The following is a 15,858-nucleotide window of genomic DNA, read 5'->3' as shown; positions in this document are numbered from 1 at the left end:
TGCCGATACGGATCACGGGCGTACTCCGTCTCCGCCGGCCGGCGTCCGGCCGTCGCCCGGCGGCCCGGCGAAGGCCTGGGCCACGTCGAGCCATTCGTCGGCGACCGGGCCGGTGGGCCGCAGGGCGAGATCCGCCCGGTGCCGGCGCTGGGTGACCAGGAGGCAGAAGTCCCGGGCCGGACCGCTCACCCGGTCGGTGGCGTCCGCCGCCCCCCAGACCCAGGTGTCGCCGCCGGGCGCGGCCAGCTCGACCCGGACCGGCGTCGTCGGCGCCTCCCGACCGTGGGCGGCGAAGCCGTGCCCGAGGGTACGAACACCGAGGTGCGCCACGTGGCGGAGGCGGTCGGTGGGCGGGCGGACGACACCGAGGGCGTCGGCCACGTCCTCACCGTGCGCCCACGTCTCCATGATCCGGGCAGTCGCCATCGAGGTGGCCGACATCCGGGTGCCGTACCAGGGCAACTTCTCGCCGGACGGAACGGCGGCCAGGGCGTCGGTGAGAGCGGCCCGGCCGACCCGCCAGCGGGCCAGCAGGTCGACGGGGGGTGCCAGGAACTCGTCGACCCCGGCGTCCACCAGCCGGGTCACGTCCGGCGCGGCGGTCACCGTGGCGTAGAACGCCTCGACGTCGGTGGCGGCCAGCAGCGCCATGTGATCGGTCCAGGTGAGGTGGGCGATCTGGTGCGCGATGGTCCAGCCCGCCGCCGGGGTCGGGCTGGCCCAGTCGGCCACGGACAGCGGCGCGACCAGCGCGTCCAGGTCAGCGGATTCGTCGGCCAGGTCCGTGAGCAGGTCGTTGAGGTCGACCATGGTGCCTCCGGTCGGTGGGGCCGGTGCGGCCGGCGGTCAGGGCGTGAGCAGGGTGGCGAGCTGGCGTTTCCAGGTGACGAGCAGGGCGGTACGGCGGGCCGAGTCGTCGCTGAGCAGGTTGGCCACTCCGAGCCCGCGCATCAGGTCGAGGGTGGCCTGCACCGCCTCGCGGACGCCGGGTCGGCGCTCGTCGACCCCGAGCAGCGCGACGGTGAGGCGGTGCATCTCCCGGCCTACCGTCGCCTCCAGCGGCACGAGGGCGTCGCGAAGCTCGCGGTCGGTGCGGGCGGCCACCCACAGTTCGAGCGCGGCGACGAAGAGCGGCCCGGTGAAGGCCACCCCGAGCAGGTCGATCACCCGATCCAGCCGTTGCGGGCCGGCCGGTAACGCCTCGGCCTCGGTGCGTAGCTCGTCGGCCCGGCGCTCGGCCAAGTGGGCTACGGCGGCCGTGACCAGCGCGGCCTTGGTGGGGTAGTGGTGCAGTTGCGCGCCCCGCGAGACGCCGGCCCGGGCGGCCACGACGGTGGTCGTGGTGCCGGACCATCCGTGCTCGATCAGGCAGTCGACGGTCGCCTCCAGCAGGCGGGCCTGGGTGGCGCGACTGCGCTCCTGCTGCGGGACACGCGTCGATGCGGCGGGGGTTGATGCGGGAGACACGCGAACAGCCTGTGGCCTCAGAAACAAACAGTCAAGACTGACTTTTTGTGGAGAGTGCTCGTTCGGCGGCGGGGCGGGGTCTCGTTCGTGCGGCCTGCGCCTTGCGGCCTGCGCCGTGCGGCCTGCGCCGTGCGGGCAGGCTGCGCGCGGTGCGAGGTCGGCACATGCTGTGTGCTCGCTTTGGAGCTGATGTCACAAACGAATTGCCGGCCGTTGCCGAGGGGCATCCGGCTGTCGCCCGCGCTGATGTCGTTGACGATTCAGCTCCAAAGGCACTCCGACCCTGTACCCCGAGGTCTCGGGGGAGCGGCGATTCGCCGGCCCGCCAACCGGGGTCAGCGGCCGTCGCGGGGGCCGAAGACGGCCAGCGCGTCGGCGTCGCTGTGCTGGGAGCGCAGGTACTCGTCGGCCCAGGCCGCGGCGTCGGGGAAGGCCGATTCGGCTGCCACCCGGGCGCACGCCGCCTCCACGTCGAAGGCGGTACGGCGTAACTGGACGCCCGGCCCGAGCAGGGCCCACCATGCGCCAGCGCCCCCGTACGGCATGCCGACGCTGCCCGGGTTGACGACCAGCCGTCGGTCGACCAGCCGGGCGAAGGGCATGTGGGTGTGCCCGCAGACCACCGTCGAGATCTCGGCCGGCAGACCCGCGAACACCTCGGCCCAGCGCTCCATCCGCGAGTCGACGAGCACCACCTCCTCGTCGTCGCGGGGGGTGGCGTGACAGAACAGGGTCGGACCGAGGCCGTCGATCTCGAAGGTCGCCGTCGTCGGCAGCGCGGCCAGCCGAGCGACCTGGTCGTCCCGGAGTTGGCCGGCGGCCCAGTTCGACACCTCGATCGAGGCGGGTCGGCCCGCGCGGGCCTCGACCAGCTCACGTTCGCAGTTGCCACCTACCCAGCAGGCCCGGTCGCCGAGGTCGGCGAGCAGATCCAGCACCTCGACCGGCTGCGGGCCGGCCGCGATGTCGCCGGTCAGCACGACGAGGTCGGCGGCGGCGACGTCCGGCTCGGCCAGCACGGCCTCCAGCGCGGGCACTACGCCATGGATGTCGGAGAGCACGGCGACGGTGTTCAGCATGGTCCCACCCTCGCCCCGCCGGTCGCCCCCGACCCAGCGATTCTGCGCCGGGCAGACAAAGACGTCCCCGCCTTGGCCGTCGGGAACGGAAGGCGGGGACGTACCGATGTCTCAGACGCGGGCGCGGCGGGCCAGACGCTCCGGGTCCAGGATGATGATGCTCTTGCCGTCCAGCCGCAGCCAGCCGCGCGAGGCGAAGTCGGCCAGCGCCTTGTTGACCGTCTCCCGGGAGGCGCCGACGAGCTGGGCGATCTCCTCCTGGGTGAGGTCGTGGGTCACGCGCAGGACGCCGCCGTCGCGGGTGCCGAAGCGCCCGGCCATCTGGAGCAGATTCTTGGCCACCCGGCCCGGCACGTCCGTGAAGATCAGGTCGGCGAGCGAGTCGTTGGTCCGGCGCAGCCGCCGGGCGAGCACGCGGAGCAGCTGCTCGGCGATCTCCGGGCGGTTGTTGAGCCACGGCCGCAGCGCCTGCTTGCGCAGCCGTACCAGCCGGGTGTCGGTCACGGCGGTGGCCGTCGCCGTACGCGGACCCGGGTCGAAGAGCGACAGCTCGCCGACCATGTCCGACGGGCCCATCACCGCGATCAGGTTCTGCCGACCGTCCGCCGCCCGGCGGCCGACCTTGATCTTCCCGGACAGCAGGATGTAGAGGCTGTCACCGGGCTCGCCCTCATTGAAGACGATCTCGCCCTTGCGGACCTCGATCGTCTCCATCTCCTTGGCGAGCGCCTCGGCAGCTTCCGGGTCGACACCCTGGAAGATCCCGCTGCGGGCCAGTACCTCGTCCATTGCGCACCTCCGGTTGCGCGTGCCGTCCGTCGGCCGGGGCCGCCGTCCGCTGATCCCCTCGCGCGCCGCCAAGTCTAGGCGCACGTGAGCACGAATCAGAGGTCGCCCCTGGAATCTTGATCGTTGGGCGTAACCTGCCCGACGTGCTGAGGGACCCGATTCTGACCAGCCGCGTCGAGGGCGGGCGGTCCGTGCCGCTGCTCGTCTGGCGGGCCGACGGCCCCCTGCGGGCGGTCAGCAGCGGCCCGCTGGGCGGTGGCGTCGGCGTCCGGCAGTGGGTGCTGAACGCGACCGTGCCCATGTCGTACGACCGGGACGACCCCGCCGCCCACCTGGCCGCGCTCGCCGCGGACCTGGCCCTGGACGGGCCCGGGGTGGGTCTGCTGACCGGCGTCGACGTGACCGAGGTGGTGGCCCGGACGGACACCGGGGTGCGGGCGTGGGCGACCGTCGGACTCGGCACCCCGGTGCCCGCCGCCGCGCCGGCCGCGGGAGCGCTCACCCAGCGGGTGGGCACGGTGAACATCGTGGTGTACGTGCCGGCCCGGCTCGCCGACCCGGCGCTCGTCAACGCCGTCGCCACCGCCACCGAGGCGAAGACGCAGGCGATCAGCGAGCTGGGGTTGCCGGGAACGGGCACCCCCACCGACGCGGTCACCGTGCTCTGCCCGGTGGACGGGCCGGAGGCCGCGTACGGGGGGCCACGCTCGATGTGGGGCGCCCCATTGGCCCGAGCCGTCCATGCCGCCGTGCGCGCGGGCGGGGAACGGCCGGTCGTGCCCTGGTCAGACCGGCTGACCGGCTGAACTTCCGGCCGATCGGCCCTCGTCGGCGCGTTCCTGGGTCGGTAGGGTCGCGGGCGATGTACGCTACCGCCCCTTCCGCGTCCCGCCCGTTCCGCCGCGTCGCCGTCGGCCTCGCGGCGCTGCTGGCCGCCCTGCTCGTCGCCGGCTGCGCCGACAGCGGGGAGGACCCGGTGTGGCAGCCCGGCGCCGGTGGCGGCGGCACGGGCGCGCCGGTGAACACGGCCGGCCCGAAGCCCAGCGGCGGCGCGACGGCCTCCGGCGGCGCCATCTCGCTCTCCGCGACCGGCGACATCATCATGGGCAACGCGCCCGGTCGACTGCCCGCCGCCGGTGGGAAGGGCTTCTTCGACTCGGTCACCGGGGCGCTCAAGGCCGACCTCGTCATGGGCAACCTGGAGGAGCCGCTGACGGTGGACACCGGCACCGGCAAGTGCGGGGCCAACTCCACCCGCTGCTTCCAGTTCCGGGCCCCGCCCGAGTACGCGGCGCACCTGCGCGACGCCGGCTTCCGGGTGCTCAACCAGGCCAACAACCACGGCTACGACTACGGGCCGAAGGGCTACGAGAACACGCAGAAGGCGCTGAAGAAGTACGACCTGGAGCACACCGGCGCGCCGGGTGAGATCACCGTGGTCGACGTCAAGGGCGTCAAGGTCGCCGTGGCCGGCTTCTCCTCGTACGTCTGGTCCAACAGCCTGGTCGACATCGCCAAGGCCAGGACGGTGGTCGCCAAGGCGGCCACCATGGCCGACCTCGTCGTGGTGCAGGTGCACATGGGCGGCGAGGGAGCGGACAAGACCCGGGTGAAGCCGGGCACCGAACTGTTCCTGGGCGAGAACCGGGGCGATCCGGTCAAGTTCTCCCACGCCATGATCGACGCTGGCGCGGACCTGATCGTCGGACACGGGCCGCACGTTCTGCGGGGCATGGAGTTCTACAAGGGGCGGCTGATCGCGTACAGCCTGGGCAACTTCGCCGGCGGCGGCAACTCGCTGAGCAACGCCGGGCGGTTGGGCTGGGGAGGCGTGCTGAAGGTGTCGCTCAAGCCCGACGGGAGCTGGAGCGGCGGGACGTTCACCTCGACGTACATGAACTCGGCCGGCAAGCCGACGATGGACCCGGACGACCGGGGCCTGGGGCTCGTCACCGAGTTGAGCCGCACCGACTTCCCCAGGAGCGGGGCCCGGCTCGACGGGCAGGGCAGGATCACCGCGCCGACGGGCGGTTGACCGAGGAGGAACGTCCGGCGTGCGACGTAGGCTGACCGTCGTGACCAGTAGCCCTCCCGCCGCCAGCGAGACCGACCTCGGGCGCACCCGCCGCGCCCGCAAGATCGGCCGGGTGCTGACCGAGACCCACCCCGACGCGCACTGCGAGCTCGACCACTCCAACGCGCTGGAGTTGTCCGTCGCGACCATCCTGTCCGCCCAGTGCACCGACAAGAAGGTCAACGAGGTCACCCCGAAGCTCTTCGCCCGCTACCCGGACGCCGCCGCGTACGCCGGCGCCGACCGGGGCGAGATGGAGGAGCTGATCCGACCCACCGGGTTCTACCGCAACAAGACGGACTCCCTGCTGAAGCTCGGGCAGGCCCTCGTCGACAGGTACGACGGCCAGGTTCCCGGCCGGCTCGCCGACCTGGTGACGCTCCCCGGGATCGGCCGCAAGACCGCCAACGTCATCCTCGGCAACGCCTTCGACGTGCCCGGCATCACCGTCGACACACACTTCCAGCGGCTGGTGCACCGGTGGCGGCTGACCACCGAGACCGACCCGGTCAAGATCGAGCACGCGGTCGGCGCGCTGTACCCCAGGCGCGACTGGACCATGCTGTCGCACCGGATCATCTTCCACGGGCGGCGGGTCTGCCACGCCCGCAAACCAGCCTGTGGCGCGTGCACCCTCGCGAAGCTCTGCCCCTCGTACGGGACCGGGCCGACCGAGCCGGCCGCGGCCGCCAAGCTGCTCAAGGGCCCCCGGGCGCGTGACCTGGCCGTGGCGGCCGGGGTCGACCCGGAGCTGGTGCCTCCGCAGGCGGTCGCCGCGGAGGTGCCGTGAACCGCAGGCTCACGGAGGCGGCGGCCCGGCGGCTCGCCCTGCTGGCCGTGCCGCTCGCGCTGCTCGTCGGCGGTTGCACCGACAGTCCGGCCGACGACCCCGCACCCAGACCGGCCGCCGCCGCCGAGCGACCGTCGCCCTTCCGGGACTGCTCCGCGTTGGGCACGGCACCGACGGCCAGTCCAGGGGCTGCCTCCGCCTCGCCCGGCGCGGGCCCGACTGCGGGTGGGCAGACGCTGCCGGCGCTGACCCTGGCCTGCTTCACCGGCGGTGCGCCGGTCGCGTTGCGGGACGTGGCCGGCCCAGCCGTGATCAACGTGTGGGCTTCCTGGTGCGGGCCGTGCCGCAAGGAGCTGCCGGCCTTCCAGCGGCTCAGCGAGCGGACCACCGGTCGGCTCCAGGTGGTCGGGGTCAACACCCGCGATAGCCGGAGCGGGGCCCAGTCCATCGGCGAGGACTTCGGCGTACGGTTTCCGATCCTCGTCGACCAGGGTGACGCCCTGCAACGGGAGCTGAGGCGCAACGCCTTCCCGCTGACCCTCTTCGTCGACTCGGGAGGCCGGATCCGGCACATCGACGCCACCGGGGCCCTCGACGACGCCTCGCTCACCGCGCTGGTACGCCAGCACCTGGGCGTGGCGGTGCCGGCGTGACCCGTCGCCCTCCCGGCTGGATCGACCCGCTGCTGAGCCGACTGGGCACAGCTCGGGTCGAGGACTTCACCCGCCTCACCACCCCCGCCGAAGGTGGCCGGGAGAGCGCCGTGCTGGTGCTGCTCGGCGAGCAGCCCGACACCGGGCCGGACGTGCTGATCCTGCAACGGGCCGCCACCCTGCGTAACCACGCCGGCCAGCCGGCCTTCCCCGGTGGGGCGGCCGACCCGGAGGACGCCGACGCCCGCGCCACCGCGCTCCGCGAGGCCAACGAGGAGGTCGGTCTCGATCCGGCCAGCGTGACCGTGCTGGCCGAGCTGCCCAAGCTGTGGATCCCGGTCAGCGACTTCGTGGTCACCCCGGTGCTGGCCTGGTGGCACGACCCGCACCCGGTGCACCCCCGGGAGCCCGCCGAGGTGGCGCACGTGGCACGACTGCCGATCCGCGAACTGGTCGACCCGGCCAACCGGCTGCGGGTCCGCCACCCCAGCGGCTGGGTGGGTCCGGCGTTCTCGTCGCGCGGCATGCTCGTCTGGGGCTTCACCGCCGGGGTGTTGGCGGCTCTGCTCGAGATGGGCGGCTGGGCCCGCCCGTGGTCGCCCGGCCAGCTCGTCGACCTGCCGCCCACCGGCGCCACTCCGGCCCCCTCGGCCGGCACCGACGAGGTCGACGAGACCGCCCTACGCTGACCACGCGGTCACCTTCCGCAAGCGATGGTCATCCGCCGGGCGCGGTGCCCGTACGCTGGACCCCGTGTCCGTCGTGGATCTCGTCCTGCTGCTGCTCATGCTCGTGTTCGCGATCAGCGGATACCGTCAGGGTTTTGTCATCGGCATCACCTCGCTGTCCGGCTTCTTCCTGGGGCTCCTGCTCGGCCTGCAACTCGGGCCGCTGTTCGCCCGGCAGTTCGTCGACGCCGGCACCCGGGTGCTGATCTCCCTGGTCGCGATCTTCGGATTGGCGGTGATCGGGCAGGCGCTCGCCGGCTGGCTCGGTTCGCACCTGCGCAAGACGATCACCAGCGACGTGGGCCGGCGGATCGACGACATCGGTGGGGCCTTCGTCTCCCTGTTCGCGGTGCTCCTGCTGGCCTGGCTGGTCGCCGTACCGCTCGGATCGTCGTCGGTGCCCTGGCTCGCCGCCTCGGTGCGCAACAGCGCGTTGATCAGCGTGGTGAACGGGATCCTGCCGGAGGAGGCACACCGGCTCTCGACCGCGTTGGAGGACACCGTCGACACCGACGGTTTCCCGGACGTCTTCGGTGGCCTCGCGCCCACCCGCGCCCGGCAGGTCGAGCCGCCCGACCCGGCGCTGGCGGGCTCGCAGGTGGTGGTCAACGGTCAGCGTTCCGTGGTCAAGGTGCTCGGCTCCGCGCCGAGCTGCTCGCGCCGCATCGAGGGCTCCGGCTTCGTGTACGCCGACGATCGGGTCATGACCAACGCCCACGTCGTCGCCGGTACGCGTTCGGTGGCCGTGGAGCTGGGCGGCGAGCGGTACGACGGCCAGGTGGTGGTGTACGACCCCAACCGGGACCTGGCCGTGCTGCTGGTGCCGGGGCTCCCCGGCCCGTCGCTGCGGTTCGCCGCCGGCAACGCGGGCAGCGGCTCGGACGCCATCGTGCTCGGCTTCCCGCTCGACGGCCCGTACAACGCGCAGTCGGCCCGGGTGCGTGACGTCGACCGGATCAAGGGACCGGACATCTACTCCTCCGGTGACGTCACCCGGGAGATCTACACGATCCGTGCGCTGGTGCGCAGCGGCAACTCCGGCGGCCCGCTGCTGTCGGCCAACGGCCTGGTGCTCGGCGTCATCTTCGCGGCGGCTGCCGACGACCCCAACACCGGCTTCGCGGTGACCGCCGCCGAGGCCCGCCCGGTGGCGTTGGCCGGCGCCGAGCGCAACCGGGGCGTCGCCACCGGCGAGTGCACCTAGGCGCGCATCGGATCAGGTCCGGGCCGGTTCTGCGGTCGGCAGCTTCGCGCGTCCCCAGCGCAGACTCCGGTCCAGGACCGCCCGAGCCATGATCGCGACGCAGGTGGTGCCGTTGATGAACGACGCCAGCACGTCGCTCGGGTGGTGCATGCCCCGGTACATGCGGGTGAGCGCCACACCCACCGGCACCATCACGAGCAGGGTCCACCAGGCGACCTTCGCCCCGGTGCTACGCGCCCGCAGGGCCATGAGCACCGCGATACCCACGTAGAGGGCGGTCGCCGCCGACGTGTGCCCGGACGGGAAGCTCGACGTGGGTGGCGAGACGTCCATGTGCTCCACCGCCGGCCGCTGCCGGTCGATCACCATCGTGGTGAACAGGAACACCAGCGCCTGGGCGATCACCACCGCGCACAGGAACAGCGGCTCGCGCCAACGCTTCAGCCAGAGTCGCAGCGCCAGGGCCACCAGCACGGTGACCACGACGATCATCTGGGTGCTGGCCAACGTGCTGAACACCAGCGACACGTCGTTCCAGCCGCCGGTGCGGTCACCGGCGAGCTCCCGGTTGACCGCGTCCTCGACGGTGAACGGCCAGGTGCGGTTCAACACCCGGGTGACCAGCACCCCGAGCAGCACCATGACGCCGAAGAGGAGGGACACCGGCAGCAGCACCCGCCGGACGATCTGGACCATGGTGTCGGACATGAGCCGGCCAATACCCGGTCGGCGTCTCCGTCACGCCTCAGGTCGCGTCGGGTCGCCGCTCGACCTCGGGCGCGACGCCGTCACGGGTGGGCCGGACCGGCCGCAGGCCCGTGTGCGCCCGCCAGCTGGTGAACGCGGCGGTGGTCGCCGCAACGACCGCGACGCCGAGCAGCCAACCGCCGAGGACGTCGCTGGTGAAGTGCACGCCGAGGGCGACTCTGCTCAGCCCGGTCACCACTGTGAGCAGCGCCGCGGCGACCCAGAGCGCGACTCGCGACGCCCAGCGCCGGACGTACGGCAGGAACACCAGCAGCAGCACGCCGGCGGTCAGGGTGGCGTTGAGCGCGTGCCCGGAGGGGAAGGAGTAGCCTGCGGCCCGCGCCACCGGATCGAGCAGTTCCGGCCGGTCCCGGCCGACGAGCAGCTTGAGCAGCGGCCCCATCAATCCGCCGACGACCATGGTGGTCGTCGCCCAGAGGGCCAACCGGCGGGCCTGCCGGCGCACCAGCCAGATCACCACCAGCAGCACGACGACCCGCAGCGGCATCGGCGCGAACACCTCGCTCCACACCCGCATCAGCGCGACCCAGGCCGGATGGTCCACCGCGTGTTCGTGCAGCGCGTCGGTGATCGTCGTGTCCAGCCGGTGCAGTGGCGCCCACGCGCCGAGCACCAGCAGCGCGAGCAGGGCGAACGGCACCAGCACCAGGAACGCCGCCGTCGCCGCCAGGGTCAGCCGCAGCCCCAGCGAGTGCTCCGGGTCGAGGCGACGCCGCCGCCAGGACGGGCGTCGGGTGGTGTCGAGGGTACGGGTGGGGGGCGTACTCATGCGGTCGGTTCTACCCCACCCGCCGGGCAGTCAGGCCTGTCGTGGGCGGCGTTCAGCGAGCGCGTCGGCGGAACCGGCGCACCATCAGCGCCGCGCCGGTGACCAGAGCGACGAAGAGCGCAGCCCCCGTCCACAGTTGCTCCGGCGGGGATTCGGCCGGCACGCCCGCCGGACGTGCCGTCCACCCCGTCTGCTGCCGGGGAGCGGTGAAACCGAGCGGGTCGCTGCCGGCGCCGCTCACCGCCTCGTCGTCGCCCGAACCGGGGGCAGGCCCGAAGCCGACCACGCCGGGCGAGGTCTGATCGTCCAGCGGGTTGGCGGCGACGGGCGGAACGTCCGCGGTCAGCGCGGCCACTGGGTCGACCACCCCGTACCCGAATCGGTCGTCCCGGCCGGTCGGACCGATGTCCCGCGCGGTGACCAGGAGCCGGTTGACCACCTGGCCGGCGGGCATGTCCGGGTAGCGGGACCGGACCAGCGCGGCGGTGGCCGCCACCAGCGGCGCCGCGAAGCTGGTGCCCTGCACCCGCCAGTACCCGTCGGTCGGACGGGCGCCGACCAGGCCGCTGGCCGGGGCGGTGAGAACGGTCGCCCGTCCGGTGATCGAGCCGGACCACAGGTTGTCGCTGTTGCGCTCCAACCCGGCGACCGCGATGACGCCCGGTTCACGAGCCGGGTACCAGGGCTTGGAGTCGGGCGAGGTGGCCAGGTTGCCGGTGCAGGCGACCACCACCACGTCGCGGGCGAACGCGTAGTCCAGAGCCGCGGCCAGGGCCGGGCTGTCGCCGCTGCCGCCCAGCGACAGGTTGATCACCCGGGCGCCGTGGTCGACCGCCCACCGGACGCCCTTGGCGACGATCAGGGCGTCGTCGTACTTGTTGCGTTCGTCGAGCACGCGTACCGGAAGAATCCGGGCATCCGGTGCCAGGCCGACCACGCCGCGCTTGTCGTCGTTGCGCCCGGCGATCAGGCCGGCGACCGTGGTGCCGTGGCCCACCGGATCCGGGCCGGCGCCGCCGGCCGGCCCGACCAGGTCGAGCCCGGGCAGCACCTGACCGGCCAGGTCGGGATGGTTGGGGTCCACGCCCGAGTCGACCACCGCGACGGTCACGCCCCGGCCCGTCGAGGTGCGCCAGGCCGTGTCGGCCCGCAGCTCGTCGAGCTGCCACTGCTCGTCACGCACCTGGTCGGTCCGGGAGACGCTGTCACCGGGGGCGATCGCGGCCGGCGCGCCGGCGAGTTGCCCACCGCTGCTCGGCGCGGCGACGGGTGCGGCGCCCGGCACCGCGACAGCGGCCAGCGCCGCCACGCCGAGCAGCGCCCGACCGGCCCGCCGGGCCACTGCCGGAGCGCTGTGCCGAACCCCAGTCACATCCACTGCCATTCATCCCGACGGAACCATGACGATCGGAGATTACCGGTTTCCCCACGCGTCACGGGGGGAACCGCGAAGACAGGTCACGGTGGCGGCAAAAGTGCCAGCTGAACGAGGCGTACGCCCTCCCGTCGGGTGACCAGCCGACCACGGCCCGGCGGCAGCGGTCCGGGTCGTACCGGTCCGACGAGCGCGCCCTCCTCGGGGCTGCCCGCCATCACCAGTCCGGCGGTGGACAGTTCCCGCAGCCGCTGCACGATCGGCTCGTACTGGGCCCGGCCCGCCCCGCCGGAACGGCGGGCCAGCACCAGGTGCAGGCCGACGTCGCGGGCGTGCGGCAGGTGCTCCTCCAGCGCCCGCAACGGGTTCGCCGGCCCGGTCGCCACCAGGTCGTAGTCGTCGACCAGCACGAACAGCTCCGGCCCCGACCACCACGAGCGGTCGCGCAACTGCTGCGGCGTGACCTCCGGGCCGGGCGCCCGTCGTTGGAGGTAACCGGCGGCCGACTCCACCAGGTCCGCGGTGTGCGCGGCAGCGGTGCCGTAGCCGATGAGGTGCGGCGTCTCGATGGCACCGAGCAGGCTGCGGCGGTAGTCCACGAGGATCACCCGAGCCTCCTCCGGCGTGAACCGCGCGGTGATCGATGCGGCCAGCGCCCGCAGGAACGAGGACTTGCCGCACTCGGCGTCCCCGAAGACCACGAAGTGCGGCTCGGCCGCGAAGTCGAGCTGCACCGGCCGCAGGTCGGCCTCGGCGACACCGATCGGCAGCCGCAGCCCGGTGGTGGCGGTGAGATCCAGATCGGCGTACGGCAGCACCGGTGGGAGCAGCCGGACCGGAGGTGCCACCGGTCCGGACCAGCTCTCAGCGATCCGCTCGACCAGCTCGGCCGTGCCACCGTTCGGGCCGGCGAGCCGGGGGAGCGCGGTCAGGAAGTGCAGGCTCTGGGCCGTCACCCCCCGTCCGGGACGCTCCGGCACGTTCGCCGCGGCCCGCCGGGCGACCAGGGAGTCGGCCGGGTCGCCGAGGCGCAGCTCCAGCCGGGAGCCGAACAGGTCCCGGATCGCCGGACGGAAGTCCAGCCAGCGCAGGGCCGTGGCGACGACGTGCAGCCCGTACGACAGGCCGCGGGTCGCCAGGTCGGTGACCAGCGGTTCCAGGTCGTCGTACTCACTGCGCAGCGTGCTCCATCCGTCGACCACCAGGAAGACGTCGCCGAACGGGTCGGCGTCCGGCTGGTCGGTCGTCGTCGCGGCCCGACGTCGCCGGTACGTGGCCATCGACTCCACACCCAGCTCGGCGAAGCGGCGCTCCCGGTCGGCCAGGAGAGTGGTCAGCTCGCCGACGGTGCGTCGTACGGCGGTCGGGTCGGCGCGGCCGGTCACGCCACCCACGTGCGGCAGGTCGCGTAGCGCCGCGAGGCCTCCGCCGCCGAAGTCGAGGCAGTAGACCTGCGCCTCGGTCGGGGTGTGGGTGAGCGCCAACGCGCAGATCAGCGTCCGCAGCGCCGTGGACTTGCCGCTCTGGGGAGCGCCGACCACCGCCACGTGCCCGGCCGCACCGTCCAGGGCCAGCCAGAGCAGGTCCCGGCGCTGCTCCAACGGCCGGTCCACCACGGCCACCGGCACGCCCAGCGCCCCGTGCAGCTCGGGGTTGGCCACGGCGAGCCCGCGCGCCGGGTCCACCTCGACCGGGCCGACCAGCTCGTCCAGGGCCGGCGGGTCGCCGAGCGGCGCGAGCCACACCTGGTGTGCGGGTGGGCCCTGCCCGACGAGCCGGTCGACCAGCAGGTCGAGCAGGGTTTCCCGGTCGGTGTCGTTCTCGGCCACCATGGGCAGGGCCGGTGTCGCCGGTTCGGGCAGCGGTACGGCGTGGGTGGTGAACGTGAGCAGGCGGGCCTCGTCGCCGGCCGTGACGCCGGCGGTGGCGGCCCGACGGCGCACGGTGCCGGAGACGTACGCGGCCTTGAACCGGGCCAGCGGATCGGTGCCGGCGCGCAGGTAGCCGTGGCCCGGCGAGCGGGGCAGCTCGTGGGCGTCCGGCACGCCGAGCACCGTGCGGGACTCCAGCGCGGAGAAGGTGCGCAACCCGATCCGGTACGACAGGTGTGTGTCCAACCCGCGTAGCCGACCCTCCTCCAGGCGCTGGCTGGCGAGCAGCAGGTGCACGCCGAGCGACCGACCCAGCCGACCGATCTGCACGAACAGGTCGATGAAGTCGGGCTTGGCGGAGAGCAACTCGGAGAACTCGTCGCAGATCAGCAGCAACGACGGCAGCGGGGCGAGCGGGCTACCGGCCGAGCGGGCGCGCTCGTAGTCGCGCACGCTGGCGAAGTTGCCGGCGCGGCGCAGCAGTTCCTGCCGGCGGACCAGCTCCCCGTTGATCGCGTCGACCATCCGGTCCACCAGGGGCAACGCGTCGGCCAGGTTGGTGATCACGGCGGCGGTGTGCGGCAGTCGGTCGAACGGCGCGAACGTGGCGCCGCCCTTGAAGTCGACCAGGACGAAGTTGAGCTGTTCCGAGCTGTGCGTCGCGGCCAGACCCAGCACGAGCGTACGGAGCAGCTCGGACTTGCCCGACCCGGTGGCACCGATGAGAAGACCATGCGGGCCCATCCCGTCCTGGGCGGACTCCTTGAGGTCCAGCTCGATGGCGCCGCCGTCGACGCCCACCCCGATCGGCACCCGCAGCCGGTCCCGGGGCGAACGCGGCACCCAACCCTGCTCGGCGGTGAAACTCTCCGGGTCGCCGAGCCCGAGCAGCTCCGGCAGCCCCAGCTCCACCTCCAGTGGGGCGTCGGGGCCGCGGGCCGTACCGGCCAGCCGCAGTGGCGCGAGCCGTCGGGCGACCGCCTCGGCGTCGACGAGGTCGAGGTGGTCGGCGCTGCCCACCTCGGCGTGCCCCTCGACCGACCACGAGTGCAGCCGCCGGCCGCGCAGCTCGAGCAGCAGCGCGTACCGGTCGAGCAGACGCGGGGGTGGCGTGTCCAGGTCCAGCACGGTGACCGCGTCGATGCCGCCGTCGCCGGTCAGGTCGGTGGCGCCGGTCAGGTCGCCGCCGTCGAGGACCACCACCACGTGCGGGCCGTCGGTGGCCGGGCCGGTGGGGCTGAACCGGGAGCGGGTGGCCACCACGTCCGTGAGCAGCCGTTCCAGCTCCGCGCCCGACGAGGTCACCAGCCGGGCGGGCCCGAGCGCGTCGGTGCGCCCGGGGTGGTGCGCGTGCGGAAGCCACTTCACCCACTCCCAGTCGGCGCGGCGTTCGGGGCCGGCGCAGACCGCGATCAGCAGCTCGTCGGGCGCGTGGAACACGGCCAGCTGGATCAGCACGGCACGGGCCAGGGCCTGCGCCGCCAGGTCACCGGTCGGCGTGGGCGGCCCGCCGGTGGTCGGGCCGCTGCCGGCGGCGCTGCGCACGTGCACCCGGGCGAAGCTGCGCAGGGACAGGGCCACCGGCAGCTCCGGCACCACGGAGTACGCGTCCAGGAAGCGGCGCAGCGCGCCGGCCGTCATCGGCTCCAACTCCTCGAGCGGCCGGGTGACCGGCGGCACCAGCGGGGTGGCCAGCGTCTGCGGGCCGACGGCGACGCGTACCACCGCGAAGTCCGGATCGCCGGGGCGGCGTTCCCAGAGCCGGCGACTGTCCACCGTCGACCACAGCCGGGCCGGGTCGGGATGTCGGTAGTAGAGCCCCGCGCGCTGCTGTCCGGCGGTCTGCCGGACCCGACGGCGCAGCGTCGCCAGGTGGCGCAGGTACTCGCGGCGGGCCGCCATCATCTCGGACTTCTTCGGCGTGCCCGAGGCGCTGCCCCACGTGGTGACGAGCATCGCGAGCGACGAGAGTCCGAACATGCCGCCCACCACATACGAGTACGCGCCGCCGCCCCGCCCGAACATCATCGCCATCGCCACCGTGCCGCCGAGCATGGGCAGGACCATCAGCGCCTGCTGCCACCGGCCGCCGGCCACCGCCGGGATCTCCGGCGGCGCCTCGACGGGCAGCTCGCCGACGGGGATCTCGGGTGCCGGCCGACGTGGTGGGCGCTTGATGACGACGGTGGACACTCGGCCTCCTGACTGCGCTGGGTAACCCGAGCCTGGCTCATGGTAGGTAAAGTCCTGTCGTCCCCGCAGCCTCCGACACCGCTCGATATGGAGACCGG

The 15,858-nt window shown here is 73.4% G+C and carries 14 protein-coding genes; 6 read left to right on the top strand and 8 right to left on the bottom strand.

The window, feature by feature from the left end:
- Nucleotides 1–12: 12 nt before the first annotated feature.
- The 4 genes from ACQPZK_RS29960 to ACQPZK_RS29945 form a co-directional block, all read right to left on the bottom strand.
- On the bottom strand, nt 13–810 hold the full coding sequence (locus ACQPZK_RS29960; protein ID WP_433536084.1) for a TIGR03084 family metal-binding protein: 798 nt from the start codon (nt 808–810) through the stop codon (nt 13–15).
- Nucleotides 811–846: 36 nt separating this feature from the next.
- On the bottom strand, nt 847–1,467 hold the full coding sequence (locus ACQPZK_RS29955) for a TetR/AcrR family transcriptional regulator (RefSeq protein WP_433536083.1): 621 nt from the start codon (nt 1,465–1,467) through the stop codon (nt 847–849).
- 335 nt (nt 1,468–1,802) lie between these two features.
- Nucleotides 1,803–2,546: a metallophosphoesterase family protein gene (locus tag ACQPZK_RS29950; protein WP_433536082.1), complete on the bottom strand. Its 744-nt coding sequence runs from the start codon at nt 2,544–2,546 to the stop codon at nt 1,803–1,805.
- A 111-nt stretch (nt 2,547–2,657) separates the two neighbouring features.
- Entirely contained in the window at nt 2,658–3,335 is a 678-nt protein-coding gene (locus ACQPZK_RS29945) for a Crp/Fnr family transcriptional regulator (protein WP_007466162.1), read from the bottom strand.
- Between the two features lie 143 nt (nt 3,336–3,478).
- Here ACQPZK_RS29945 and ACQPZK_RS29940 point away from each other — a divergent pair, with 143 nt between their 5' ends.
- The 6 genes from ACQPZK_RS29940 to ACQPZK_RS29915 all read left to right on the top strand — a co-directional run bounded on the left by ACQPZK_RS29940 (nt 3,479) and on the right by ACQPZK_RS29915 (nt 8,784).
- Nucleotides 3,479–4,141 carry an adenosylcobinamide amidohydrolase gene (locus ACQPZK_RS29940; protein ID WP_433536081.1) on the top strand — a complete coding sequence of 221 codons (663 nt, stop codon included), beginning with the start codon at nt 3,479–3,481 and terminating at the stop codon, nt 4,139–4,141.
- Nucleotides 4,142–4,197: 56 nt separating this feature from the next.
- A complete protein-coding gene (locus ACQPZK_RS29935; RefSeq protein WP_433536080.1) occupies nt 4,198–5,370 on the top strand; it encodes a CapA family protein in 1,173 nt (390 codons plus the stop codon).
- Between the two features lie 40 nt (nt 5,371–5,410).
- Nucleotides 5,411–6,199, top strand: a complete 789-nt coding sequence (gene nth / locus ACQPZK_RS29930) for an endonuclease III (protein ID WP_433536079.1) — start codon at nt 5,411–5,413, stop codon at nt 6,197–6,199.
- On the top strand, nt 6,196–6,852 hold the full coding sequence (locus ACQPZK_RS29925; RefSeq protein ID WP_433536078.1) for a TlpA family protein disulfide reductase: 657 nt from the start codon (nt 6,196–6,198) through the stop codon (nt 6,850–6,852). The genes nth and ACQPZK_RS29925 overlap by 4 nt, the downstream gene beginning before the upstream one ends.
- On the top strand, nt 6,849–7,541 hold the full coding sequence (locus ACQPZK_RS29920; RefSeq protein ID WP_433536077.1) for an NUDIX hydrolase: 693 nt from the start codon (nt 6,849–6,851) through the stop codon (nt 7,539–7,541). Before ACQPZK_RS29925 ends, ACQPZK_RS29920 begins: the two co-directional genes overlap by 4 nt.
- Before the next feature lie 64 nt (nt 7,542–7,605).
- Nucleotides 7,606–8,784, top strand: a complete 1,179-nt coding sequence (locus ACQPZK_RS29915) for a MarP family serine protease (protein WP_433536076.1) — start codon at nt 7,606–7,608, stop codon at nt 8,782–8,784.
- A 12-nt stretch (nt 8,785–8,796) separates the two neighbouring features.
- On the opposite strand, the gene ACQPZK_RS29910 is transcribed toward ACQPZK_RS29915, so the two are convergent.
- The 4 genes from ACQPZK_RS29910 to eccCa form a co-directional block, all read right to left on the bottom strand.
- The gene (locus ACQPZK_RS29910) at nt 8,797–9,492 is read right to left on the bottom strand and encodes a phosphatase PAP2 family protein (RefSeq protein ID WP_433536075.1); all 696 of its coding nucleotides are present in this window, start codon (nt 9,490–9,492) and stop codon (nt 8,797–8,799) included.
- A 37-nt stretch (nt 9,493–9,529) separates the two neighbouring features.
- Nucleotides 9,530–10,321, bottom strand: coding sequence for a phosphatase PAP2 family protein (locus tag ACQPZK_RS29905; RefSeq protein ID WP_433536074.1), 792 nt, complete (start codon nt 10,319–10,321; stop codon nt 9,530–9,532).
- A 52-nt stretch (nt 10,322–10,373) separates the two neighbouring features.
- Nucleotides 10,374–11,705: a type VII secretion-associated serine protease mycosin gene (mycP, locus tag ACQPZK_RS29900; RefSeq protein ID WP_433536073.1), complete on the bottom strand. Its 1,332-nt coding sequence runs from the start codon at nt 11,703–11,705 to the stop codon at nt 10,374–10,376.
- Nucleotides 11,706–11,779: 74 nt separating this feature from the next.
- On the bottom strand, nt 11,780–15,760 hold the full coding sequence (gene eccCa, locus ACQPZK_RS29895; RefSeq protein WP_433536072.1) for a type VII secretion protein EccCa: 3,981 nt from the start codon (nt 15,758–15,760) through the stop codon (nt 11,780–11,782).
- Nucleotides 15,761–15,858 lie beyond the last annotated feature (98 nt).

Origin of the sequence: Micromonospora sp. CA-249363, from assembly GCF_050950185.1 — a bacterium.
Classification (GTDB): Bacteria; Actinomycetota; Actinomycetes; order Mycobacteriales; family Micromonosporaceae; genus Micromonospora.
The sequence above is the reverse complement of the archived record's forward strand: the minus strand, read 5'-3'. Positions and strand labels throughout refer to the sequence as shown.

What these genes read in the sequence shown, in the direction of transcription:
- ACQPZK_RS29960 (WP_433536084.1), bottom strand. Translation starts at nt 810, where the DNA reads ATGGTCGACCTCAACGACCTGCTCACGGACCTGGCCGACGAATCCGCT.
- ACQPZK_RS29950 (WP_433536082.1), bottom strand. Translation starts at nt 2,546, where the DNA reads ATGCTGAACACCGTCGCCGTGCTCTCCGACATCCATGGCGTAGTGCCC.
- ACQPZK_RS29945 (WP_007466162.1), bottom strand. Translation starts at nt 3,335, where the DNA reads ATGGACGAGGTACTGGCCCGCAGCGGGATCTTCCAGGGTGTCGACCCG.
- ACQPZK_RS29935 (WP_433536080.1), top strand. Translation starts at nt 4,198, where the DNA reads ATGTACGCTACCGCCCCTTCCGCGTCCCGCCCGTTCCGCCGCGTCGCC.
- ACQPZK_RS29910 (WP_433536075.1), bottom strand. Translation starts at nt 9,492, where the DNA reads ATGTCCGACACCATGGTCCAGATCGTCCGGCGGGTGCTGCTGCCGGTG.
- ACQPZK_RS29905 (WP_433536074.1), bottom strand. Translation starts at nt 10,321, where the DNA reads ATGAGTACGCCCCCCACCCGTACCCTCGACACCACCCGACGCCCGTCC.
- mycP (WP_433536073.1), bottom strand. Translation starts at nt 11,705, where the DNA reads ATGGCAGTGGATGTGACTGGGGTTCGGCACAGCGCTCCGGCAGTGGCC.